Below are 23178 nucleotides of genomic sequence, written 5' to 3'. Positions count from 1 at the left end.
ATGATGAGATTTATAGATTTAGCGTGGATGATTCCCGTATTTCCTGCAATTGCATTTTTAATTATTGGGTTTATTACAAAAAAATCTAAAGTAATTAGTTCAGCAATTGCAATAGGTGGGATGGTTCTCTCTTTTATATTTTCTTTAGGTGTTTTTTATGAGGTTATTACTTCGAAAGTTAGCATAAATAAACCTGTTGAATATGCTGTTTCGTGGCTATCAGCTCCAATTAAGATTGAAGTAGGAGTATTAATTGATCCACTTACAGCAACTATGCTTATAATCGTGACTTTTATAGGTTTATTGGTTGAAATATATTCCTTGGGTTACATGAAAGGAGAAAAAGGTTTTTCAAGATTTTTTGCGAATTTATCTCTATTTACAAGCTCAATGTTAGGACTCGTAATTTCTAATAACTATTTTCAAATGTTCTTTTTCTGGGAACTCGTAGGGTTATGTTCTTATCTTCTAATTGGTTTTTACTATGACAGGCCTTCAGCTGTAAAGGCTAATAAAAAGGCGTTTGTCGCTAACAGAGTTGGAGATTTCGGATTTTTAGTCGGAATGCTTTGCCTTTTCATGGCTTTTGGAACTTTTAACTTTAGAGAACTAGCTGCAAGTATTCCAGCATATCAAGATGTTGTTTATTTAACTATAATAGCATTATTAATTTTTGCAGGACCAGTAGCAAAGTCAGCTCAATTTCCACTTCATGTTTGGCTTCCAGATGCCATGGAAGGACCAACACCAGTAAGCGCATTGATTCATGCAGCTACTATGGTTGCAGCTGGAGTATATCTTTTAGCGCGTGGCTATATATTATTTTCTTCTTTACATGAAGTAAGTTTAGTAATTGCGTACATTGGTGGAATAACTGCATTCATGGCAGGTACAATTGCAATAGTTCAAAGAGATTTAAAAAGAATATTGGCTTTTTCAACTATGAGTCAATTGGGATATATGGTTATGGCAATGGGAGTAGGCGGATTTACTTCTGGAATGTTTCATCTTACAAGCCATGCATTTTTTAAGGCATTATTATTTTTAGGTGCAGGTAGCATTATTCATTCTATTGGTGTACAGGACATTTTTAAAATGGGCGGCTTAATTAAAAAAATGAAACTTGTAAGTATAACTTTTATAATTGCATCTTTATCACTAGCAGGAATTCCACCTCTATCAGGCTTTTTTAGTAAGGATGAAATTTTAACTGTAACTTATGAGCATGGCTATATATTTTTATATTACTTAGGTTTAATTACAGCATTTTTAACAGCATTTTATATGGCTCGTTTAGTTTTAATAGTCTTCTTTGGAGAGGAAAGAGAAAAACATTCTGTCCATAAAACGCCTTGGTGTATGACTGTTCCATTAATCATATTATCAGTTTTTTCAGTATTCTATGGTTTTATAAATGAAACATTTGCTTCATATATATACTTTCAAACATCTCAAATTCCTGAAGCAAATTTAATGGTTATGAGTGAATCAGTAGCAGCAGCTTTTAGTGGAATACTGCTCGGGTGGCTTATATATGGTAAGAAAATAATATCAAGTGAAGCTCTAAGTGTGAAGCTTAGACCAATTCATCAATTTCTTTTTAATCAATATTATATAAATGAACTTTATCAATGGATATATGAAAAAGTAGTTTTAAATATTTCTTATCTTTTTAATTGGTGCGATCGTAACGTAGTAGATGGAATTTTTGATAACACGACTTCTTTCATAAGCAGAATAGGAGATAAGCTTAGACTTATTCATTCGGGCAGAGTGCAAAATTATGCTCTAATTTTTTTCATAGCAATTGCTTTGATAATTATTTGGCTCGCAGCACCGATTTTAGGAGGGATGTAGATGCAATTTCCGATATTAACATCAATATTATTAGCACCTATTTTGGGTATAATCATAATACTTTTGCTTCCAGAAAGTAAGAAAAAGGAAATAAAGGTTACAGCAGCAATTGTCACGTTTATTTCATTGTTGCTTTCGATTATAGCTTTTGTTACTTACAATAAGGAAATGGGAGGACTTCAATTTCAAGAAACCTATTCTTGGATACCTGCCTTCGGAATTAATTATTCTGTAGGGGCGGATGGTTTAAGCATACCTTTAGTATTGCTTACAGCTATTGTTATTTTTGCAGGTGTTTTTGCATCATGGAAAATGGAAAAAAGAATAAAGGAATTTTTCATATTTCTGCTTTTACTAGTTGCAGGTGTTTTTGGGGTATTCATTTCAAGAGATTTATTTTTATTCTACGTATTTTTTGAAATAGCTGTTATTCCAATGTATATCTTAATTGGAGTTTGGGGAAGTACAAGAAAAGATTATGCCGCAATGAAACTTACTTTATATTTATTAGTAGGAAGTGCATTTATTCTAATTGGAATTATTGCGACCTTTGTATATGCTAACAATTTAGGAATAAGAAGTTTTGATATACAAACTCTTAGTACTATTGAATATAGCGCCAGCTTTCAAAAATTTACTTTTTTCCTAATGTTAATAGGTTTTGGTATATTAGTTCCTATGTGGCCTTTTCATACATGGTCTCCAGATGGACACGTAGCTGCGCCAACAGCTGTAAGTATGCTTCATGCAGGGGTTTTAATGAAACTAGGTGGTTATGGAATTATCCGCGCGGGGGTGTTTTTATTTCCAGAAGGTGCAAAATACTGGGTTCCTTTAATTGCAGTGCTATCAATAGCTAATGTAGTATATGGTGCTATGGTTGCTATGGCTCAAAAGGATTTGAAATTTGTAATTGGTTATTCTAGTGTAAGCCATATGGGGTACGTACTACTCGGAATTGCTTCATTAAACTTTGAAGGAATAGATGGAGCAGTAGCTCAGATGTTTGCCCATGGTATTATGACAGCGTTGTTCTTTACGCTAATAGGAAATATTTATCATCAGGCTCATACAAGAGAAATAGCTAAGTTTGGTGGTTTAATACATCAAATGCCAAGAGTGGCAATTGGTTTTATAATTGCTGGTTTTGCGTCTTTGGGACTTCCAGGGCTAAACAATTTTGTTGCTGAATTTCTAATATTTTTAGGATCTCATGATGAACCAAGAACATTATTTTCAGTAATACCTTTTAAAGCAATCTCAATAATGGCTATTCTAGGAATTGTTATTACTGCGGCTTATATATTAAAGGTAATTCAAAGCACTTTTCTTGGTCCAAGAAAAGAAGAATGGAATCATTTAGAGGATGCAAAAGGAGTGGAAATGATACCTATAGTGATGCTCGCAGGTGTATTAATATTTTTTGGTTTATTCCCTTCACCACTAATTGACCTTATTCATAGTGGAGCAATGTCACTTATGGGTAAGATATCAGACATAGGAATGATAATGGGAGGATTTTAATTATGAGTTATATAGTTGAACTTTTAACTGCAGCTTTATGTATTGTACTTTTGATAGCAAGTTTATCACTGCAAAGGTATAAAGAAAAGCTTAGTTTATTTACAGGAATATGTCTATTTATAATTTTAATAGTATCATTATTTAGTGAGGCACTATTGAATGGGAGTCAGTCACAATCTCTTTTTGGTGGAGCTTATATTAATGATCCTTTTAGTACTTTTTTTAAACAGCTTTTCTTGATAGCTGCAGTATTAACAGTGTTAATTTCTAGAGATCATCTAGTTTCAAAACAAGGAGAGTTCTATGCATTAATTGTGTCTGCGCTACTTGGAATGATGATTATGGTATCATCGGGAGAACTCATTGCAATATATATAGGGCTAGAATTAATGACTATATCATTTTGCGTTTTAATTGCTTATAAAGGTGATGATAAATCAAAAGAAGCAAGTTTAAAATACCTTATTTTAAGTGCAATGTCTTCAGCAATTTTCTTGTATGGATTAAGTTTAATATATGGGATTACTCAAACAACGGCTATTAAAGAAATTGCAGAAGCACTGGTGACAGGACAGATAGCACCATTAGAAATACTAGTCATGATATTTTTAATTGCAGGTTTTGCTTTTAAAATAGCCATTGTTCCTTTTCATATGTGGGCTCCAGACATTTATGAAGGAGCACCTACTTCGATTACAGTATTTTTAGCGGTAGCATCTAAAACAGCAGGTTTAGCAGTTTTATTAAGATTATTTATGACTGGCATGTCATCTGCGTCTAGCTACTGGATTGATCTAATAATAGTATTATCTGTTATAACTTTAGTGCTTGGAAATTTAGTTGCTATTCCCCAAACTAATATTAAAAGGCTGCTTGCTTACTCAAGCATTTCACAAGCAGGTTATTTTTTACTAGGGATTATTGCGAATTCAAGTCTTGGCATCGCATCAATTTTGCTTTATAGTTTGTTTTATCTGTTTGCAAACATGGGAGCATTTGGAGTTGTAATTGCAGTTTCAAAGGCAACAGGAAGTGATCAAATTAAAGATTATGCTTATTTAGCTAAAAGATCACCATTTTTAGCTGCTGTTATGCTTATTTCCTTACTTTCTTTAGCAGGAATTCCACCTTTAGCAGGATTTATAGGCAAGTTCTATTTATTCTTATCTATAATAGAAAAGGGACAGATATGGTTAGCATTTTTAAGTATTGGTATGAGCGTTATATCAGTATATTACTATCTTAAAGTTGTTAAGGTTATGTATTTTGGAGAAAGTCCTACTAAACTTGAATCAATTCCGGTATCCATAAGTACAAAATTAGCATTAACTATATCTATGACAGTACTTGTTATTCTTGGAATTTATCCTAGCCAAGTAGTAAATGTAGTTTTGTCAGTATCTAAAGCATTTTTATCCTAATATAAGAATTACTAAAAATTCTATTTTGTAATAATCATTATTTTCATAATTTCTACATAATTTTAATGTACAATAAGAATCATTTTCAAATGATAGATAGTAGGAAGGATGAGGAAAATGGTTGCTACAATATTAATAATTGCAGTTGTTGCTTTTATAGTTTTTAGAGTATTCAAAGGCGGTGGAGGATGCTGCCATTAAGGATGTACTTCAAAATGATTTTTTTATCATTTTGAAGTACTTTCTTTTATTAAGTGTAACAGAATTTGAACTTTAAAATAATAAAAGAACTTATTGGAGGAATAATTTTTAGTTAAATTATTAAATATATGATAAAGTAATATTAAAATTAACTATATGGGGGGAATATTATGAACAACATTTTAATAATTGAAGATGAAAAAAGCGTATCAGACGTTGTAAAAGCATATTTGGAAAGAGAAGGATATGGGGTGTATTCCACTGAAAATGGATTAGATGGAATTGAAGTTTTTAGAAAAGAAAGGATTGATCTTGTAATTTTAGATTTAATGCTTCCAGATATTGATGGTGAGGAAGTTTGTAAGATATTAAGAAAAATATCAGATGTATATATTTTTATGTTAACTGCTAAAAGTACATTAAGCGATAAAATTGAAGGCTTAAATATTGGAGCAGATGAATATCTAACAAAACCATTAAGCCCAAGAGAACTAACTGCTCGTGTAAATGCATTATTTAGGAGAGTTGGATGTAAAAAAGAAAACGTAATTTCTTTTAATGATAACAAATTAATAATTGATGTTGATAAGAGATTAGTTAAATTGAGTGGAGAGGAAATAAATTTAACTCCAAATGAATTTGATATATTATATATTTTGGCTTCAAATCAAGGAAAAGTATTTACACGGGAAGCAATAATAGAGAGAGCTTTTGGGATGGAATTTGATGGATCAGATAGAAGTATAGATGTTCATATCAAAAATTTACGTAAGAAAATTGAAGAAGATACCAAGTCTCCTCAATACATAGTTACTGTTACAAAAATTGGTTATAAATTTGGTGATAAATTATGAAGCAGAGTATTAGAAAGCGTCTTAGTATAATTATTATATCTTGCTCTGTAGTTGCTGTACTTTTGTCAGCTTTATTAGTAAATATAACTATAACGAATACATTCAATAAGTATATGGAGAAGATACAAACTCAAAGAAATACAAGGTTAGTAGAATACTTTCAACAAGTTTATAAAAGTGATGGTGGATGGAATAGTACTTCAGGGGAAGAAATGATGCATGAAGCGTATATGAGTAATTACTGTTTAAGTCTTTTGGATGATAATAAAAAAGTTGTATGGGAAATGAACCATGAAGATATACAAAATAAAAATCATATGACAGTAAATGGCAAGGAAGAAACCGGAGTGTATACTTCCAATACTTTTGATATAACTGTAAATGGAAAAACAGTAGGGTATATTATTGTCGGACAGTATTCGCCTGTTCTGCTTTCACAGGAAGACATAAGCTTCAAGGGACAAATTAATAAGAGTATTGTGTTTAGCGGAGTATTAACACTGATAATAGTTGCAGCAATAAGTTTGATTTTATCTAAGCAATTTTCTGAACCAATAAAAGAAGTTTCAAAAACTTCTGTAAGTTTATCAAAAGGAAATTATAATTCTAGATCAAATATAAAAAGTAATATTGAAGAAATTCGGAATTTAACTGAGAGCATAAATGATTTAGGTGAGAAATTAAATAGTCAGGATTTACTAAGAAAGCGTCTTATTTCAGATATATCCCATGAAATTAGAACTCCACTAAATGTGTTACAAAATAATTTAGAGGCAATGATAGATGGAATTATACCTGTAACTACTGATAAGCTTAATAGCTTAAATGATGAAGTAATAAGATTTGGCAAGCTTTTAAATAATTTGAATTCACTAAAACAAATAGAGTCAGATGAAATAGTGCTTAAATTAGGAAGGGTTAATATAGGGGAGCTTATTTCAAATGTAATTAGTGATTTTAATATTGCTGCTGATGAAAAAAATATAAAGTTAATTATTAATAAAGAAGAAGGTAAAAATTTTATTGTAGTAGGCGATTACGATAAATTGAAACAAGTATTTATAAATCTTATATCTAATGCAATTAAATTTAACAATATAAATGGAACTGTATGGGTTAATATTAGTAGCGATATAAACTCAGTTATCATTAAAATTAAGGATAATGGAATTGGAATTAAAAAAGAAGATTTACCTTATGTTTTTGAAAGAATGTATCGTGGAGATAAAAGTAGACATAAAATTGAGGGAAGCGGAATAGGTCTTACACTTGTAAAGAAGATATTAACTTTGCATTCTGGAACAATAGATGTAGAAAGTAAGGAAGATAAGGAAACTGTATTTACAGTATGCATAAACAAAAGTAATTAATACATAAATTTTTATCACAAACTGCATAAAAAAAGAAGGTATCTATAAACACTTTAAAAAGTGATTTTAAGATACCTTTTTTGTTTTTTGAGAATTATTAAATTGACATTTATTTCCTTGAAATATAGATGATTTATTATGTTTTAACAATAGCATATAACTACCAATATAATTTGACAGAAATTTCATATATCATCCTTATAGAATCTTCATAACTTTTTATTATACTTTACTATATAATAAGTGACTTTTTTCTGAAATAAAATATTTATAATTATAGAGGTGACAAGCATGAATATTATAAGAAAAGTTAATAAAGCAATATATAAATGTTTAAACAACAGAAAATATGTAAGATTATTTGCTATAGGTGCAATTATTCTATTATTTAGTACTATTGTATCAAGTTTTGATATGAGTGAAAAATTAAAACATAACTTATCAGTAAATAAAGCTAATGCATCTCGCTTAAATATAGCTAATGCGTCTATTGAAAATGGGGTTCAGGTAGTAAGAATAACAGTAGATAATAATGGTTATACCCCTGATGTTATTTATGTTCAAAAAGATATTCCTGTTAAGTTGATATTTGAAGGAGATCAACTTAATTCGTGTAATAATGGAATAGTATTACCATCTTTCAATATAGATAAAGATTTCAAATCAGGAGAAAATATAATAGAATTTATCCCAAAAGATGAAGACATAGAGTTTAGTTGCTGGATGGGAATGATAAAAGGAATAATTAAAATTACAGATAGCATTGAGTCCATAAATGAGACCGAAAAGTTTTAATAGAAATTCAGATTTTATTGTGAAAGTTATGTAATATAAGCACTAATTATATAGAGGATTACATTTATCCTGATAATTAGATTTTAATTAATATTTAAAATTTATTTTTATCTACACAATATCTTCATAACATTTATTTATAATGTATTTACAGGGAGGCGATAGTGATGAAAAGCTATAGTTTACGTTTTAAACAAGAAAATATGCTTTGTCATAGGTGTCTAATGAATGTTGTAAAAACATTAAGCTCCATTCAAGGTTTATTAGGAGTTGATGTTAGTTTAGAATCAAAGAAAATTAAAGTAATCTATAGAGATAAAGAGATATCAAGAGATGATATTAAAGAAATAGTAAATAGATCAATTTTAAGTGGTAAAGTAGTTAAGCTTAAACATTAATTATAATGAGAATATGAGGGGGAATTTATTATGAATTGTCATGGAAATAATAAAAATGAAGGAAATAAAAAACACAATCCAATAAAGCATATGTTAATGATGGTGCTTTGTTGTGGATTACCTTTTGTGATTATAGCAGTACTTCCTTTTTTAAATATTGGAACAGGATTTAAAACGGCAATAGGTGGGATAGCACCTTTCATATGCCCAATAATGATGGTACTTATGATGGGAATGATGTTTAAAGGCAAGCATGGAAGCTGTTGTAGTGAGAAGAAAGAAGTTAATGAAAATCAAAATAAAATAGAGCAATAGGCTAATAAAAAAGAAGTTAACCAGTATCGCATGTTACTATTAACTTCTTTTTTAGTTAGACAAAGAAATAAAGAATGAACAGTTATTAGATTGGTTTTGGGTATAATAAAGGGGAATTTACAAATAATAGATTAGGTATTTAAAATATCTAAATATTATTTGTAATTTAAATTTAACATAATATAAAATATATTTAATAAAAGGGAGTGAATGAAAATGAGAACAATAACATGGGTATTGGTTGTTGCAGCCGCTATAAGATTGGGGATAATAGGTTTTTTGGGAGATGATTTCATAGGGCTTGCCTTTGGTTCTGCACCTGTAACAATGTCTTGGCTTGATCGGATAGTTTGTGGCATTGTTGGTATAGCAGGGATATATGCAATTTATTTATTATTCAAAGGAACGAATAGTGAAGTAGCCTAGAAGGATAAGAAAAATAACACAATCATTTTAAATATGTTTAAGCAAAAGTACCATGGATATGTAAAAGGCTCAAGTGCTGTAAAAGCTAAAATTTGAGTCTTATTTTATTTGAATTGATTATAAGAATGTTGTAAAATAGCAGATAGTAATCAAGATAGTACGTGATAAATAGATGGCATTTAGAAATTAAGATTTTAAGTTAGAATATTAATAAAGGAGAAATCCATGTTCAATATAAATGATGTAGTGGAGATCTTGAGAAATAATATCTCTATTGCGATACCTATAAGTCTAATAATAAGTATAGTCATTTCCCTTGCTGGTATATTACCGTCAGTATTTATAACAGGAGCGAACATAGTTTTCTTCGGGCCTATTAATGGCTTTTTCATATCTCTGTTAGGTGAAACAATAGGAGCATATATTACTTTTATTATCTATAGATTAGGTTTTAAAAGGAAGATTGAAAAATTCACAGATAGAAATAGGTTAATTTCTAGAATAGTTAAAAGTGATGGAAGAGAGGCGGGGCTACTAATATTTCAAGGAAGAATAATTCCATTTATACCATCAGGAATTATAACACTTGCAGCATCAATAAGTAATGTTGATAGTACAATATTCACTGTTGCAACATTGATTGGAAAGGTTCCATCTATAGCGTTAGAGGCACTTGTTAGCTATGACATAATTAATATTTACGATAATTGGATAAGGCTAGTCATAACATTTATTAGTCTAATAGTTATTAAATTTACAATTGCAAAGAAAAAAGATGATCAGGTAAATAAATGAATTAGAATGATCTCATATTAGAGACTTCTAATTCATTTTTTATTAAAGCTAGTTATTATTTATCTAAAGTTTTGATATAGGCTTTCATTTGAGTTCAAATCTTTTAATTTAAAATCAATGGCTAGCAAACGACATTCCAATAATTATTGAGCTAAAAGGACATTTAATTTTATTTACATGGTGTGAAATTTATTATAATTAGACAGCGTAAAATTAGGAAATCAGAAATTGAATATATTATTATAAATTGGAACATTCTTCATAAGTTCTTCATAATAGAATGGTATTATTTGAGTTGCTAAAAGTTAATATTTTAAGAATGATTTAGAAAACAAAATAATGTGTGTATTCAATTAGGAAATAACATATAAACTGAGGAGGAACAATATGAAAATATTTAATAATTTAAAACTTGCACAAAAACTTATATTTTGCTTCTTATTAATTTCATTCCTTATAGGGATCATTGGATTTAGAGGGATATCAGAAATAAAAAAAATAAATGCAAATTCAACATCTATGTATGAAGATAATTTGAAACATTTAAAAACAGTTGAGGAGTTAAAAGCAAACTTTTTACAGATACACTCAGATTTATTAGCGCTTTTAACAACAAAAGATGCAGCTAAAAAACAGGATATTGAAAGTGAAATAGAAAAATTAACAAATGAAGATATGATGATTTCTGAGGAATTTAAAAATGCAGGTGAAACAGGTGAAGAAGAAAAATTATTAACAAATTTTATTAAGCTTCACGAAGAATATATGATGTCGCGTAAAGATTTTATGGATTTAATAAATGCCAATAGATATGATGAAGCACAAACGGCTTTTCAAAAGGTAACTGAGGCTAGGGATAAAACTTTTGATAGTATTAATAAAATAATAGATTCAAATATAAAAGAAGCTGAAAATGCAAATAATGCTAATAATTTAATATTTAAAAATTCATTCGATTTAATGATTGGTATAGTTATCTTCGGTTTCATATTTGCAATTTTACTTGGAGTTCTGATTTCAACATTAATATCAAAACAAATAAATAAGGTTTTAGTATTTGCAGATGCTCTAGGTAGAGGTGATTTAACTCAGAGAATAGATTTCTATTCAAAAGATGAAATAGGAAAAATATCAAATGCTTTAAATAAAGCTGCTGAAAACACTAGAAGTCTTATATCAACAATAATTTCAAATTCTAGCAGTATAAAAGAATCAAGTGAAGAAATCTATAGCACTATAGAAGGAATCTCTACAAAAATGAACAATATTAATGAAGCTACAAAGGAAATAACAACTGGTACAGAAGAATTAAGTGCAACATCACAAGAAGTAAATGCATCAATTGAAGAAATAACTTCAAATTCTATTGAGTTATCAAATAAGGCAAAGGATTGCGATCAAGCTTCTAATGATATTCAGATACGTGCCTCAGAAATAAAAGATAAGGGATTAAAATCAATAAATATTTCTAAGAAAATATATAAAGAAAAGCAAGAAAATATATTAAAAGCAATAGAAGAAGGAAAAGTTGTTGAAAAAATTAAAGTAATGGCTGATTCTATAGCAAATATAGCATCGCAAACAAATCTTTTAGCATTAAATGCAGCAATTGAATCGGCAAGAGCTGGTGAAATGGGGAAAGGTTTTGCTGTAGTAGCAGATGAGATACGCAAACTTGCGGAACAGTCAGCAGAGAATGTTTCAAACATACAAGAAGTTATTACTCAGGTAAACAATGCTTTCAATAATCTTTCGCATAACACTCAAGAGATATTGGCACATATTGATAATAATGTAAATCCAGATTATGAACTTTTTTTAGAAACTGCTTTTAAATATGAAAAGGATGCAGTCTTTATTAAATCTATGTCAAAAGAAATTGCAAATGGTACAAATCAAATACTTAGTTCCATAGAGCAAACTAGTGCTGCAATAGAAACAGTTTCGTCTACTGCTCAGCAATCGGCAGAAAGTTCAGAAGGGATATTAAATAGTGTAGATGAAACAACTATCGCGACTCAAGAAGTTGCGAATTCCGCACAAAGACAAGCTGAATTATCTGAAGAACTTAATTTCTTAGTGCAAAAATTTAAAATATAGATAATATGTTGTATAAAAATATAAAGGGAATGGTACTATCGCAGTGGGAAAAGGACCTACTCAAGTTTACATTGAATCAGATGATAAATATGCATTCGTAGCAAATAAAGTAACAGAAGATGCACTATCAAATAATGTTTCAAAGATAGATATGACAACTGAGAAAGTAGTTGAAACAATAGAAACTGGAAAAGGAGCTCGTGGAGCAGTAGTTAGACCTGATAATAAATATGTTTATGTTACTAATATGTATGATGGGACTGTAAGTGTTATTGACAATAACACGGAAGATTATTAAGACAACAAAAGTCGAAAATGAGGCAAATGGAATAAGCTATAGATAAATAATATTATAGGGAGAATTAATTTAATTGAGTCAATTAAATAAGTGAGCTATACCAATCATAGATCATAATTTTAAAATATAAGAAAAGCGTATTGAATTCTAAAATAATTAGTTTTCAATGCACTTTTTTTATATGTTTTATTTATAAGATAGCAAATATGTTTATAACACATATATTTCTTCATATAATCTACATATTGTCTTGTTATAATCTTTAACTAAATAAGCTAATATTTTTAGCCATTAGAATAGAAAATATCAAATTTTAAATTAAGATATTGTAGTTGGAGGTATGAATGATGGTCATTGAAGTAGCAATAACGATAGTAGTAGTTTTATTTGTTGCGCATATTCTTTATCACAAAGTAATAAAAAATACTTCAGGGGGATGCTGTTGTAATAAAGATAGAAAGTCTAAGAAAAAGTGTAGTAAATAGTTTTATAGTTATTTTAAATTTGTAGGAAGGAAGTTAATAGTATGAAGGAACTGTTTAGTTTTGGCCCGATACATATATACTTTTTTGGATTAATGATAGCAATAGCAGCAATTACAGGCGGAGCATTTGCAATTAAGCAAGGGGAAAAAAGAGGAATAAATGAAGACATAATATTTAATCTAATTTTTATTGTTGTTATAGCGGGTGTATTAGGAGCTAGATTATTTTATATTCTTTTTTATAATCCATCATTTTATTTTAGTAATCCAGGAGAAATATTTAAAATAAATGAAGGTGGGTTATCTATTCATGGAGGAATTGTTTCAGCTGTGCTTGCAGGATACCTTTACTCAATTAAGAGTAAGATATCATTTTTAAAACTTGCAGATATCGCTGTTGTTGGAATAGCATTAGCTCAAGGTATAGGAAGAGTAGGTTGTGACGTATTTGGTAAACCAATGACAAATATAATGCTATGGGGAATTAACTATAATGGGCAAATACTTCATCCTGCACAAGTATATGAATTTATTTTAGATTACATACTATTTATAGTTCTATGGAGAAGAAGCTATAAGAAAAAGTTTGAAGGTGAGTTGTTTGTGATTTACTTAATTGCTTTTGCCTTAATAAGAGGTATTGTAGAATTCTTTAGAATAAATCCTGTTATATGGGGACCATTTTCAATTTCGCATTTATTAAGTCTTGCTTTAGTTATTATTGGGTTAGCTATTTATATATTGTTAGCCAAGAGAAATACAGAAAGTCAAAGGATTTATGTGGAAGATAATAAATTAAAAGTAACAACTTCAATAATTATTTTAGCTGCGTTAATCCTAGTATCTATATTTGTATTTTATTTTGTACAAGGGTAGCTAGGGTAATTGCCGAATTGTGTGAGTAACTGAATTAAAAAAGAATAAAATATTATAAAATTAAAGAGCTCTAATAAAACTTTGGTTTTTATTGGAGCTCTTATTATATTTTTAATACTATCTACTACATATGGCAATGATTAAGTTTGGATTAAATCTAAAAAGTAATGAATCAATTAACATTTTGGTTTTTAAAAATTATCTTCATAATTTCTACACATGTTCTTTGTATACTCTCTAAAGAACAGTAATTCAATTATATAAAAATTAAAATAAATAATTATATTAAAAGATTAGATTATTGAGAGGTGGTGAGGTCATGTCAAGTTTTATAAAAGCTAAAAATGCTGTGAGTAAAGAGCTTTGTGAAGTTGAGATGATTTTAAAAAATATTGGAAAAGATTTCAGTTCGGGCTCAACTCAAGAGATATTTGAATATTTTTTTAAGGTTCCAGGAAAATATCTTCGTCCTAGTTTGATAATACTTTCAGCTAAAGCTATAAATCCTGAAATGACTATAGATGAGAGAATGAAATTAATTAATTTATGTGTAGCAATTGAGCTAATACATAGTGCTAGTTTGGTACATGACGATATAATTGACAATGATTTATTTCGCCGTGGTCAAAAGACGTTAAATAATATATATGATAGAAAGATAGCGGTTCTCGCAGGGGATGCCTTTTATGCTAAAGCATTTTCAATATTATTAAAACTACCAACAAATGATGCAGAACAAATAATTACACAAGTTATTGAAAAAATGTGCGTTGCAGAAATTGAACAAGCTCAAAATCATGAAATTACAAAGCAGGATTACTTTAACATAATAGAAGGCAAAACTGCATCCTTTATGGCTGCCTGCTGTAAGCTTGGAGCAAAAACAGTTAATGCAAAAGAAGAAGAAATTGAAGCCTTGGAAAATTACGGCTTAAATTTAGGAATGTTATATCAAATCATTGATGATTGCACAGATGGTGATTCTAACGCTATTAAAAATAATATAACGGTTGAAGATGCTAAAGAGTTTGCTTTAAAAGCTGAACAAGCAATTAAAAATTTAGAGACTTCGGTTTATAAGGATAGCATGAATAGTCTTTTAAATCATATACTTGAATCTTCAAATAAGAAAACAAAAAATGCTTAATCTTAAATTCATAATAAATATCACAAGGGAGATGACATTAAATGAGATTTTTTAGAAATAAATATTTAGTTCCTGTGTGGACAATTTTGCGTATATGGCTAGGCTATCAATGGATAGTTCCAGCAATAGAGAAACTTAAGGATCCAACTTGGGTAGGAAGTCAATCAGGTGTAGCGATAACAGGATTTTTAAAAGGAGCCTTAGCTAAGTCAACAGGTGATCATCCATCGGTACAGTGGTGGTATGCAAGATTTGTTGAAAGTGCTGCTTTGCCAAATGTAGGAGTATTCACATATGTAGTTCCAGCCGGAGAACTTCTAGTTGGTATAAGTTTAATACTTGGAGCTTTTACTATAGCAGGTTTGATTGGTGGAGCATTTATGAATTTAAATTACTTATTAGCAGGAACTACTAGTACGAATCCAATTTTATATACTGCAGCTATAATTTTAATGGCAGCTGGAGCAAACGCTTATAAAATTGGGATTGATCAGTTAATTGTATCCTTTTGGAAAAAGAAATATGGTAAACAATAAATATAGCATAGAAAATTAAAATATAACAAAAAAGAAATTAAGTCTTTAGACGCAATAATGAAGGGAGTCAAAAACAATGAAAAAGAAAACAATTAGAGGTGCAATATTAAGTTTAATTCTTACGTTAGGTCTTTCAACAGCAGCTTTTGCTGATGGAATGGGTAACATGGATATGGGAAAAGGAACAGAAAAAAGTGTAAATGGTATAAATGCAGAATTAACGTTTAATAAAGATAACAAAGTTAAAACAGGTGATAATGATGTAATGATCACATTGCATGATGATAAAGATAAAGAAATTGGAAATGCTGATGTTAAGATAAGTGCAGAAATGGACAAGAACTCTGATATGGGCATGGATATGAATGGCAAAAAGCCAATTGAAGTATCATTAGAAAATAGTAAAGATGGTCAATACATGGGAAAAATTAATTTCACTGATAAAGGTAAATGGGTTATTACAGCTAACATTATGGTAAATGGAGAACAGAAGGATGTACAGTTTGATGCGGATGTGGTTAGCAGTGGACCAAACTGGGTAGTTATAGGTGGATTTGTAGGAATAGTGGCAGTAATAATTATAGTAGCTGCAGTAAAGAAAAAAAGTAGCAAATAAAGATAAAGAATAGAGGTGATAGTTTAATGTCAAAGTTGGACAAGAAACTTAGTGATGAAACAAAGGCATCACAAGAGCAAAGAGGAAATAATTTATTAAATAATAAAATACTTAAGAACTTCATTAAAAGTAAGTGGTATCCAGGAATATTTCAGTTATTTGTAGGAATAGTATTTGCATTCATCGTGTTTGAATTACTAACTGGACCTGACGAAGCTCACGATAACTTTGGTACAGCGGGAACTTGGGTATTGTGGTGGCCTATACTTCCAATACTATTATTTTTAACAGGTAGGTTTTGGTGTGCTATATGTCCATTTGGAGCCTTAAGTGATGTAGTACAAAAATTTGTAGGAAGCAAAAAGCCAGTACCTAAATTTCTAAGAAAATACGGAGTATGGCTTATAGATGCAATGTTCTTAGCAATTACATGGAGTGATCACGTTTTTGGAGTCGTTGAATCACCTAGAGGTTCAGGAACATTACTCCTACTTATTACAATTGGTGTAATATTCTCAGGTGCTTTTTGGGAACGTAGAACCTGGTGCAGATATCTATGTTTCTTAGGCGGATTATCTGGAAATTATTCAAGAGCAGGGATGCTGCAATTACGTGGAACAAAAGATATATGTGCTAAATGTACAGCAGCACATTGTTATAAAGGGAGTGAAAGGGCAGAAGGATGTCCTATGTTTGAATTCCCAAAAACTATGGAAGATAATGCAGAATGTAATTTCTGTGGTAATTGTGTAAAGAATTGTCCTAACAATTCAATTCAAATATCATTGCGTCCACCTACTAAAGAATTATGGTTTATTAGAAAGCCACGATTAGATGCATCATTTTTAGCTGTTGTAATTATGGGTATAGTATTTGTACAAAACATTACAATGTTAGAAATATGGGATGGAATGCTTGCATGGCTTGAAAATGTAACAGGAACACAAAATTATGCTATTACTTTTACTATAACATTTATTATAGCTATGGCTATACCAGTAGCATTGTTATCTATAACAGGATTAGTTGCAAAAACATTTAATAAAGCTTCATTAAAAGAAAATTTCACGAAGTATGGATATGCGCTCATACCATTAGATATGGCTGCACATATAGCTCATAATTTATTCCATTTACTAGCAGAAGGAAAATCTGTATTCTATACATTTATAGAATTATTTGGAGTTGAAATTCAACATACATCTTCAGCTATTTTAGATGACCCAACGATACAAGCGTTTCAGTTTATATTAATAGCAATTGGAACTCTTGGTTCAATATATACTGTATATAAAATATCGAAGAATAATTATGAATCTAAAAAAGTTAGCACAACAATAGTATATTCTATTCTTTTAATATTACTAGCAGTAGTTAATATAATGTTATTCTCACTACCTATGGCAATGCGTATGTAATAATTCTTTATAGCTTATCTAAAAATTATTTTAGATAAGCTATAATATTATTTTTCTTGCACCTTGTAAGAAGAATAAATTAATACAAATGAAGAAAGATTAGTTGATAGAGGAGATTAAAAGAAAATGACAATTGAAAAAATTAAGTTATTTATCAGAGCTTCAAGACCTTTTTCTTTAACAGCTTCAGCAATTCCAGTTGTGCTTGGGGAAATATTAGCATTAAAAGAGCCTAATTTTAATCTTGAATATTTTACACTTTCAATCATAGCAATTGTTTTTCTTCAGGCTTCAGTTAATTTACTGAATGATCATGATGATTTTATAAATAAAGTTGATACAAAGGAATCTCATAGTTCTAGCGGAGTTGTTGTTGAAGGCTTGCTGACTTTAAAAGAAGTTTATAGAAGCGGTATTCTATTACTTATTTTAGGATGTTTAATTGGTTTGTTTTTAGCTTACAATGTAGGCATTATGATTCTCATTTTAGGGATTGTTGGAGCTTTATGTGGATATTTTTATACAGGAAAACCGTTAATGATCAAATATAGAGGATTAGGTGCACCTTTAGTATTTACAATTTTTGGACCATTGATGACACTTGGAGGGTATTATTTGCAGATGCAGGAGTTTACCGTGCAGTCGTTTTTAATATCAATCCCAACAGCACTTCTTACTACTGCAATATTGCATGCTAATGATATTAGGGATATAAATCATGATAAGAAAGCTGGCATTAAAACACTGTCAATAAGTATAGGATATAAGAATGCACAAAAAGTATATTCAAGCTTGATTATACTTTCATATATTTCTCTTATCATAATGGTTATTTTTAAATATATTCCTTATCTAAGTTTAATCTGTTTATTAACAGTACCAGCTGCTATTAAAAACACTAATAAATTAAGAACTTCTGGAGATTCAAGTAGCAATATTGCCGAGCTTGATAAAGAAAGTGGAAAGCTTCAAGGTCAATTTGGAATTCTTTTAATTTTATCTATAATTTTATCTTATATTTTATAGAAAGGTGGAAAAGTTTTGGAGATACAGAAACGTAAGAATAAGATTATTATTTCTTCATTAATTATGGCTACAATATTGTGGTTTGTAATATTTGTATTAAAACCATTTAATTTTTGGATTGAAATGGGAGTATCCATATTAGCGTTAGTAATGGTAGCTTTGTTTTCTGAAAAGAACTTAATTTCATTTAGAAATATAAAGTTAAGACACATATTAATCGGAATTATTTCAGCAATAATATTGTACTTTGTTTTTTATGCTGGAAATATAATTTCAGGATATTTATTTCCGTTTAAAGATGCTCAAATTGCATCAGTTTATAGCAATAGAGCACAAGGAAATTCATTACTTATTGGAGCTCTATTATTATTTATAATAGGGCCGGGAGAAGAAATATATTGGCGTGGATTTATACAAAACAATCTTGCAAAAAAATTTGGAGAAGATAAAGGATATATATTTGCAACGCTATTGTACGCTGGTGTTCATATAATTACATTGAACTTTATGCTTGTGGTAGCTGCCTTAGTATGTGGAATATATTGGGGATGGATTTATAAGAAAGAAAAAAGTCTTGTTCCAATAATAATATCTCATGCAATTTGGGATTTCACAGTATTTGTTTTGTTTCCACTAATGTAATAAGATATATGGAAATCAAAAATAGTAGTTAAAAAGCTTAATTTAAAGAAATATAACTAATTTAAATACTTATTAGGTTTTATAAGCGTAAAATAAAAGAATGTGTGGTGGTTATAATGGCTGAAATTAATGTAACAGATGTGGAAAAGATTTTTTCTGTTATTGCAAAGAGATATGATATGTTAAATTCAATATTAACTTTAAACATCGATAGATTATGGAGAAGAAAAGCAATAAAGATATGTAATATTAAGGAGGGGCATCAAGTATTAGATCTGTGCTGTGGTACAGGACAAATGATTAATTATGAATGTAAGGCGGTTGGAAAAAATACAACAGTTATTGGTGTAGATTTTAGCCAAGAAATGCTTAACGTTGGGGCGAAAAGGCTAAATCAATCATTAAAGGATTATACGTATGAATTAATTAAAGGCAGTATTTTAGAATTGCCCTTTGAAGAAAATACTTTTGACTGTATCACAATTGCTTTTGGGTTAAGAAATATTCCAGATAAAAATAAAGCATTATCAGAAATGTATAGAGTTTTAAAACCAGGAGGGAAAGTGGTATGTTTAGAGCTTTCTAAACCTAATATACCTATTTTAAAAAATATATACGACTTATATTTTAATCATGTGTTACCAGCAGTAGGTTCAATAGGTACAGGTGATAAAAAAGCGTATTATTATCTTAGAGATTCGGTAAATAATTTTATGAATAAAAAGCAGCTTAAGGATGCGCTTGAGAAGATAGGTTTTAAAAATTCAGAATATGAATCTTTAACTTTTGGAATTGCATCTATACATTATGGCAATAAATAAAGTTAAAGTTACATCTAATATATTTATTATAAAATAGAATGTTAAACCATAGTAATATTAAACAATATAAAGGCAGCTAGCTATTAGCCGCCTTTATTTATTTTGATGAATTAAATACAAGTATTAACACAAATTTGAAGCATTTTATTTAATCTAGTATAATTAAATATATGGTTTCATTAATAAACTTATATTTAAACTTTTAGTAAGTAAAGTAAGGTACTTGATTAAGAAAAAAATATAGGAACTTAACCTTATCATATATATCAATATTTATAATAGATTTAGGTATTACGTGCTTTAAATATATAGTAATCCAAGGAGGATAAAAAAGTGGCAAGACCAACTAAATTTAGAAGAGTGGAATTTTTCCCAGAAGATGATTATTTTGTACCATGTGGAAAGCCAAAATGTCAAATCGAAGAAATAGCTTTAAAAGTGGAAGAACTTGAAGCCATGAGATTAAAGGATATTGAGGAGTTAAATCAAGAAGAATGTGCTGAAAAAATGCAGGTATCGAGGCAGACATTTCAGAATATAATAGATAGCGCAAGAAAAAAAGTAGTTACAGCTCTAACAGAAGGTAAGGCAATAAGGATAAGTGGTGGTCATTATACTACAAAGCTTTGTAAATTTAAATGTGCAGAATGTGAAACAATTTATGAAATAAATTATGATCAAGATAGAGCGGTATGCCCAAGTTGTGGATCTGATAAAGTTATGTGCAATAAAAAAGCAGGATTTTGTAAAAATTGGTGTAAAGGAAATAATATAGAGTAGTAAGTTATTTAAAGTTATAGAAGCTTAAGCTTATGAAAGTAAATAATAATAGACCAATATAATATTGAGTCTATTATTATTAGATATATTAGTTATGACATTCGTGATTGTGACACGAATCTCCAGAATCTATAAGAGAACCTTCAAGCCATTTTTCAGCAACTGCTTTTACATCTCCAGAACATCCACGTAATACTTCTATTCCTGCGTTGCTTAAAACTCTTACCGCTCCTTCACCCATATTGCCAGCAAGTAAAACTTTAACACCCATATCAGAAAGCGTAGATGCTATATTAGATTTGCAGCCACATCCAGCTGGAGATTCAAGGGTTTCAGAATCTATTATTTTTTTGGCTTGTGTATCAACTGTGAAGATTGTGTAATATTCACAGTGTCCGAAATGATCATCGATATTGTTATTACGTGAGGGTAATGCAATTTTCATAATATAAACCTCCAATAAGTATATAAATGTAGCATATGTAGCAAATAAAATTGTTGGCATATGCTATTTATATATTATAATAAACTTATTAATGGCATATGTCAATAATATAAAATTAATAAAAAAATATGTAATCTCAGTTAATTACAACATAAGTCTAAGTTAGTAAAAGCTATTTATCTATATATTAGGTCTTTATTAAAATGTGACTAAATCACATAAAAATTTTAATAAATAATTTATAATGTATAATAAAGGTAATATATTATAAAATCTCATGTTCATAAGGAAAGGACAAGCTATGGAATATTTTCTATTATTTTTAGAAGGAATTATAACATTTATATCACCATGCATTTTGCCTATGATACCTCTTTACATATCGTATTTTGCAGGAGACAATATAACAAATAATAAGAATAAGTATAATGCATTAGTAAATTCTTTAGGGTTTGTCTTGGGATTTACAGTGATATTTACGCTGCTTGGAAGTCTTGCAGGGTCTTTTGGAAGTTTCATAAAAACTGAAAGTAATATCATTAATATAATAAGCGGATTAATATTAATTGTTTTTGGAATCAATTATATTGGGTTATTTAAAATATCATTTTTAGAAAGAAGTTCAAAGATAAATGTGCAAATAAAAACTTTTAAGTTTTTATCATCAATTTTATTTGGAATGATTTTTGCAATAGGATGGACACCTTGCGTAGGCACATTCTTAAGTGCAGCTTTAATGATTGCAGTTAACTCTCACGATATATTAAAAGGGACACTAATGCTTTTAATATACAGTATAGGACTTGGAATACCTTTTATAATATGCGCTATTTTAATAGATAGCTTAAAAGATACTTTTAACTTAATAAAACGAAATTACAAAATTATAAATATGTTATCTGGGTTAATCCTTATAATTGTGGGAATTGCAATTATGACTGGATATCTAAACAAATTAATTTCATTCCTTACAATCTAGGAGGTTTTTATGAAAAATAAAAAATTAATATTAACAGTAACAGCAATAGGTTTTGCAGGATTTTTAGCTATATCTTATTTGGCATATAACTCATTAGGTCCCAAATATGATAAGAAAGATATAAACATAAGTAAAGATACTTCTCAGGATAAAGAAGAAGAGACTGACAATCCTACTGTACAAGATAAAAAAGCGGAAAAGGACTTTGTTGTATATGATGAAAAGCTTAATAAAGTGAAGTTATCAGATTATAAAGGAAGACCTGTTATAGTAAATTTTTGGGCTAGCTGGTGTCCTCCTTGTAAAGAAGAAATGCCTCTATTTAATAAACTTTCAAGTAAATATAAAGCAGAAGAATTAACAGTTTTAATGGTGGATTTAACAGATGGTCAAAGAGAAACAATGGATAAAGCTAAAAAATATATATTAGATAATGATTATGATATGAAAATTTTATTTGATAATGATGGAACTGCTTCAATAAATTATAATATTATATATATACCTAGAACTCTATTTATTGATAAAGATGGAAATATAACTGAAGATGAATTAAAAAGTCAAGTGCAGCTATTATTGAGTAAATGAGATAAACATTAAATTAAAATTAAAGTATTGATTAATCAAAGAAGTAAAATATATGGTGATTAAGTCACAGAATTAATTTGAAAATAAGACTATACTTTAAGTATAGGAAAAGAAAAATTTAAATTATAAATTGGAGGAGTTAATTATGGCTAGAATAATAAGCAGTAATGAATTTATTGAAAATGTTGAGAACTCAAAAGGAATAGCAGTTGTTGATTTTTTCGCAACTTGGTGTGGACCATGTAAAATGTTAGCTCCAGTATTTGAAGAAGCTAGTATGGAAGCTAGGGGGAAAGCTAAATTCTTTAAAGTTGATATAGATGCAAGTGAAAGAATAGCAGAAAAGTACGGAATATATGCAGTACCGACTATGATTGTATTTAAAGATGGGAAACCAGTGGAGAATTTAGCAGGCTTTATGCCAAAACAAAATATACTAAATAAAATTAATGCACATTTATAAATA

26 protein-coding genes are annotated in these 23178 nt (G+C 29.2%); 25 read left to right on the top strand and 1 reads right to left on the bottom strand.

Going from position 1 to position 23178, the window contains the following annotated elements:
• The first annotated feature begins 3 nt into the window (after positions 1-3).
• The 22 genes from nuoL (at position 4) to L3B96_RS19435 (ending at position 20700) form a co-directional block, all read left to right on the top strand.
• On the top strand, positions 4-1857 hold the full coding sequence (gene nuoL, locus L3B96_RS19540) for an NADH-quinone oxidoreductase subunit L (protein WP_343073103.1): 1854 nt from the start codon (positions 4-6) through the stop codon (positions 1855-1857).
• Positions 1858-3381, top strand: coding sequence for an NADH-quinone oxidoreductase subunit M (locus L3B96_RS19535; RefSeq protein WP_238948335.1), 1524 nt, complete (start codon positions 1858-1860; stop codon positions 3379-3381). It abuts the gene before it with no gap.
• 2 nt (positions 3382-3383) lie between these two features.
• Positions 3384-4802, top strand: coding sequence for an NADH-quinone oxidoreductase subunit N (locus tag L3B96_RS19530; RefSeq protein WP_238948334.1), 1419 nt, complete (start codon positions 3384-3386; stop codon positions 4800-4802).
• Positions 4803-5173: 371 nt separating this feature from the next.
• Positions 5174-5857, top strand: coding sequence for a response regulator transcription factor (locus L3B96_RS19525; RefSeq protein ID WP_012059177.1), 684 nt, complete (start codon positions 5174-5176; stop codon positions 5855-5857).
• Positions 5854-7227, top strand: a complete 1374-nt coding sequence (locus tag L3B96_RS19520; protein ID WP_238948333.1) for a HAMP domain-containing sensor histidine kinase — start codon at positions 5854-5856, stop codon at positions 7225-7227. The genes L3B96_RS19525 and L3B96_RS19520 overlap by 4 nt, the downstream gene beginning before the upstream one ends.
• A gap of 291 nt (positions 7228-7518) precedes the next feature.
• On the top strand, positions 7519-8022 hold the full coding sequence (locus L3B96_RS19515; RefSeq protein WP_023975545.1) for a cupredoxin domain-containing protein: 504 nt from the start codon (positions 7519-7521) through the stop codon (positions 8020-8022).
• 167 nt (positions 8023-8189) lie between these two features.
• Positions 8190-8420: a heavy-metal-associated domain-containing protein gene (locus tag L3B96_RS19510; RefSeq protein WP_012059175.1), complete on the top strand. Its 231-nt coding sequence runs from the start codon at positions 8190-8192 to the stop codon at positions 8418-8420.
• Between the two features lie 30 nt (positions 8421-8450).
• On the top strand, positions 8451-8735 hold the full coding sequence (locus L3B96_RS19505) for a hypothetical protein (RefSeq protein WP_238948332.1): 285 nt from the start codon (positions 8451-8453) through the stop codon (positions 8733-8735).
• 216 nt (positions 8736-8951) lie between these two features.
• Positions 8952-9161: a DUF378 domain-containing protein gene (locus tag L3B96_RS19500; RefSeq protein ID WP_012059172.1), complete on the top strand. Its 210-nt coding sequence runs from the start codon at positions 8952-8954 to the stop codon at positions 9159-9161.
• A gap of 225 nt (positions 9162-9386) precedes the next feature.
• Complete coding sequence (locus L3B96_RS19495; protein WP_238948331.1) at positions 9387-9956, top strand: VTT domain-containing protein; 570 nt, start codon at positions 9387-9389, stop codon at positions 9954-9956.
• 387 nt (positions 9957-10343) lie between these two features.
• Positions 10344-12056, top strand: coding sequence for a methyl-accepting chemotaxis protein (locus L3B96_RS19490; protein WP_238948330.1), 1713 nt, complete (start codon positions 10344-10346; stop codon positions 12054-12056).
• A 43-nt stretch (positions 12057-12099) separates the two neighbouring features.
• Entirely contained in the window at positions 12100-12354 is a 255-nt protein-coding gene (locus L3B96_RS27490; RefSeq protein ID WP_238948329.1) for a cytochrome D1 domain-containing protein, read from the top strand.
• A gap of 344 nt (positions 12355-12698) precedes the next feature.
• Entirely contained in the window at positions 12699-12839 is a 141-nt protein-coding gene (locus L3B96_RS19480) for a hypothetical protein (protein ID WP_238948328.1), read from the top strand.
• Between the two features lie 41 nt (positions 12840-12880).
• Positions 12881-13714: a prolipoprotein diacylglyceryl transferase gene (gene lgt, locus L3B96_RS19475; RefSeq protein ID WP_238948327.1), complete on the top strand. Its 834-nt coding sequence runs from the start codon at positions 12881-12883 to the stop codon at positions 13712-13714.
• A gap of 319 nt (positions 13715-14033) precedes the next feature.
• On the top strand, positions 14034-14861 hold the full coding sequence (locus tag L3B96_RS19470; RefSeq protein ID WP_238948326.1) for a polyprenyl synthetase family protein: 828 nt from the start codon (positions 14034-14036) through the stop codon (positions 14859-14861).
• A gap of 41 nt (positions 14862-14902) precedes the next feature.
• Entirely contained in the window at positions 14903-15397 is a 495-nt protein-coding gene (locus tag L3B96_RS19465) for a DoxX family membrane protein (RefSeq protein ID WP_238948325.1), read from the top strand.
• A gap of 76 nt (positions 15398-15473) precedes the next feature.
• Positions 15474-16013, top strand: coding sequence for a FixH family protein (locus tag L3B96_RS19460; protein ID WP_238948324.1), 540 nt, complete (start codon positions 15474-15476; stop codon positions 16011-16013).
• A gap of 26 nt (positions 16014-16039) precedes the next feature.
• Positions 16040-17431: a 4Fe-4S binding protein gene (locus L3B96_RS19455; RefSeq protein ID WP_012059160.1), complete on the top strand. Its 1392-nt coding sequence runs from the start codon at positions 16040-16042 to the stop codon at positions 17429-17431.
• Between the two features lie 126 nt (positions 17432-17557).
• A complete protein-coding gene (gene menA, locus L3B96_RS19450) occupies positions 17558-18457 on the top strand; it encodes a 1,4-dihydroxy-2-naphthoate octaprenyltransferase (RefSeq protein WP_238948323.1) in 900 nt (299 codons plus the stop codon).
• 15 nt (positions 18458-18472) lie between these two features.
• On the top strand, positions 18473-19099 hold the full coding sequence (locus L3B96_RS19445) for a type II CAAX endopeptidase family protein (protein ID WP_017209164.1): 627 nt from the start codon (positions 18473-18475) through the stop codon (positions 19097-19099).
• A 116-nt stretch (positions 19100-19215) separates the two neighbouring features.
• Positions 19216-19920 carry a bifunctional demethylmenaquinone methyltransferase/2-methoxy-6-polyprenyl-1,4-benzoquinol methylase UbiE gene (ubiE, locus tag L3B96_RS19440; protein ID WP_023975530.1) on the top strand — a complete coding sequence of 235 codons (705 nt, stop codon included), beginning with the start codon at positions 19216-19218 and terminating at the stop codon, positions 19918-19920.
• Between the two features lie 333 nt (positions 19921-20253).
• Positions 20254-20700: a DUF134 domain-containing protein gene (locus L3B96_RS19435; RefSeq protein WP_012059156.1), complete on the top strand. Its 447-nt coding sequence runs from the start codon at positions 20254-20256 to the stop codon at positions 20698-20700.
• An 88-nt stretch (positions 20701-20788) separates the two neighbouring features.
• On the opposite strand, the gene L3B96_RS19430 is transcribed toward L3B96_RS19435, so the two are convergent.
• Positions 20789-21145, bottom strand: a complete 357-nt coding sequence (locus L3B96_RS19430) for a NifB/NifX family molybdenum-iron cluster-binding protein (RefSeq protein ID WP_017209162.1) — start codon at positions 21143-21145, stop codon at positions 20789-20791.
• 301 nt (positions 21146-21446) lie between these two features.
• Between L3B96_RS19430 and L3B96_RS19425 the strand changes: the two genes are divergently transcribed.
• The 3 genes from L3B96_RS19425 to trxA all read left to right on the top strand — a co-directional run bounded on the left by L3B96_RS19425 (position 21447) and on the right by trxA (position 23175).
• Positions 21447-22124, top strand: a complete 678-nt coding sequence (locus L3B96_RS19425) for a cytochrome c biogenesis protein CcdA (protein WP_017209161.1) — start codon at positions 21447-21449, stop codon at positions 22122-22124.
• A 9-nt stretch (positions 22125-22133) separates the two neighbouring features.
• Positions 22134-22712 (top strand): TlpA disulfide reductase family protein, encoded by a 579-nt coding sequence (locus L3B96_RS19420; protein ID WP_238948322.1) that lies wholly within the window; start codon positions 22134-22136, stop codon positions 22710-22712.
• 145 nt (positions 22713-22857) lie between these two features.
• Positions 22858-23175, top strand: coding sequence for a thioredoxin (gene trxA, locus L3B96_RS19415; RefSeq protein WP_012059152.1), 318 nt, complete (start codon positions 22858-22860; stop codon positions 23173-23175).
• The last annotated feature ends 3 nt before the right edge of the window (positions 23176-23178 follow it).

It is taken from the genome of Clostridium sp. YIM B02569, assembly GCF_022320765.1.
Lineage (GTDB): Bacteria > Bacillota > Clostridia > Clostridiales > Clostridiaceae > Clostridium > Clostridium beijerinckii.
Note: the sequence above shows the minus strand (reverse complement) of the source record. Positions and strands in the feature narration are given on the sequence as shown.

Bases quoted from the DNA above. Each gene is read 5' to 3' on its own strand.
- nuoL (WP_343073103.1), top strand. From the start codon at position 4: ATGAGATTTATAGATTTAGCGTGGATGATTCCCGTATTTCCTGCAATT.
- L3B96_RS19535 (WP_238948335.1), top strand. From the start codon at position 1,858: ATGCAATTTCCGATATTAACATCAATATTATTAGCACCTATTTTGGGT.
- L3B96_RS19530 (WP_238948334.1), top strand. From the start codon at position 3,384: ATGAGTTATATAGTTGAACTTTTAACTGCAGCTTTATGTATTGTACTT.
- L3B96_RS19525 (WP_012059177.1), top strand. From the start codon at position 5,174: ATGAACAACATTTTAATAATTGAAGATGAAAAAAGCGTATCAGACGTT.
- L3B96_RS19520 (WP_238948333.1), top strand. From the start codon at position 5,854: ATGAAGCAGAGTATTAGAAAGCGTCTTAGTATAATTATTATATCTTGC.
- L3B96_RS19515 (WP_023975545.1), top strand. From the start codon at position 7,519: ATGAATATTATAAGAAAAGTTAATAAAGCAATATATAAATGTTTAAAC.
- L3B96_RS19510 (WP_012059175.1), top strand. From the start codon at position 8,190: ATGAAAAGCTATAGTTTACGTTTTAAACAAGAAAATATGCTTTGTCAT.
- L3B96_RS19505 (WP_238948332.1), top strand. From the start codon at position 8,451: ATGAATTGTCATGGAAATAATAAAAATGAAGGAAATAAAAAACACAAT.
- L3B96_RS19500 (WP_012059172.1), top strand. From the start codon at position 8,952: ATGAGAACAATAACATGGGTATTGGTTGTTGCAGCCGCTATAAGATTG.
- L3B96_RS19495 (WP_238948331.1), top strand. From the start codon at position 9,387: ATGTTCAATATAAATGATGTAGTGGAGATCTTGAGAAATAATATCTCT.
- L3B96_RS19490 (WP_238948330.1), top strand. From the start codon at position 10,344: ATGAAAATATTTAATAATTTAAAACTTGCACAAAAACTTATATTTTGC.
- L3B96_RS19480 (WP_238948328.1), top strand. From the start codon at position 12,699: ATGATGGTCATTGAAGTAGCAATAACGATAGTAGTAGTTTTATTTGTT.
- lgt (WP_238948327.1), top strand. From the start codon at position 12,881: ATGAAGGAACTGTTTAGTTTTGGCCCGATACATATATACTTTTTTGGA.
- L3B96_RS19470 (WP_238948326.1), top strand. From the start codon at position 14,034: ATGTCAAGTTTTATAAAAGCTAAAAATGCTGTGAGTAAAGAGCTTTGT.
- L3B96_RS19465 (WP_238948325.1), top strand. From the start codon at position 14,903: ATGAGATTTTTTAGAAATAAATATTTAGTTCCTGTGTGGACAATTTTG.
- L3B96_RS19460 (WP_238948324.1), top strand. From the start codon at position 15,474: ATGAAAAAGAAAACAATTAGAGGTGCAATATTAAGTTTAATTCTTACG.
- L3B96_RS19455 (WP_012059160.1), top strand. From the start codon at position 16,040: ATGTCAAAGTTGGACAAGAAACTTAGTGATGAAACAAAGGCATCACAA.
- menA (WP_238948323.1), top strand. From the start codon at position 17,558: ATGACAATTGAAAAAATTAAGTTATTTATCAGAGCTTCAAGACCTTTT.
- ubiE (WP_023975530.1), top strand. From the start codon at position 19,216: ATGGCTGAAATTAATGTAACAGATGTGGAAAAGATTTTTTCTGTTATT.
- L3B96_RS19430 (WP_017209162.1), bottom strand. From the start codon at position 21,145: ATGAAAATTGCATTACCCTCACGTAATAACAATATCGATGATCATTTC.
- L3B96_RS19425 (WP_017209161.1), top strand. From the start codon at position 21,447: ATGGAATATTTTCTATTATTTTTAGAAGGAATTATAACATTTATATCA.
- L3B96_RS19420 (WP_238948322.1), top strand. From the start codon at position 22,134: ATGAAAAATAAAAAATTAATATTAACAGTAACAGCAATAGGTTTTGCA.
- trxA (WP_012059152.1), top strand. From the start codon at position 22,858: ATGGCTAGAATAATAAGCAGTAATGAATTTATTGAAAATGTTGAGAAC.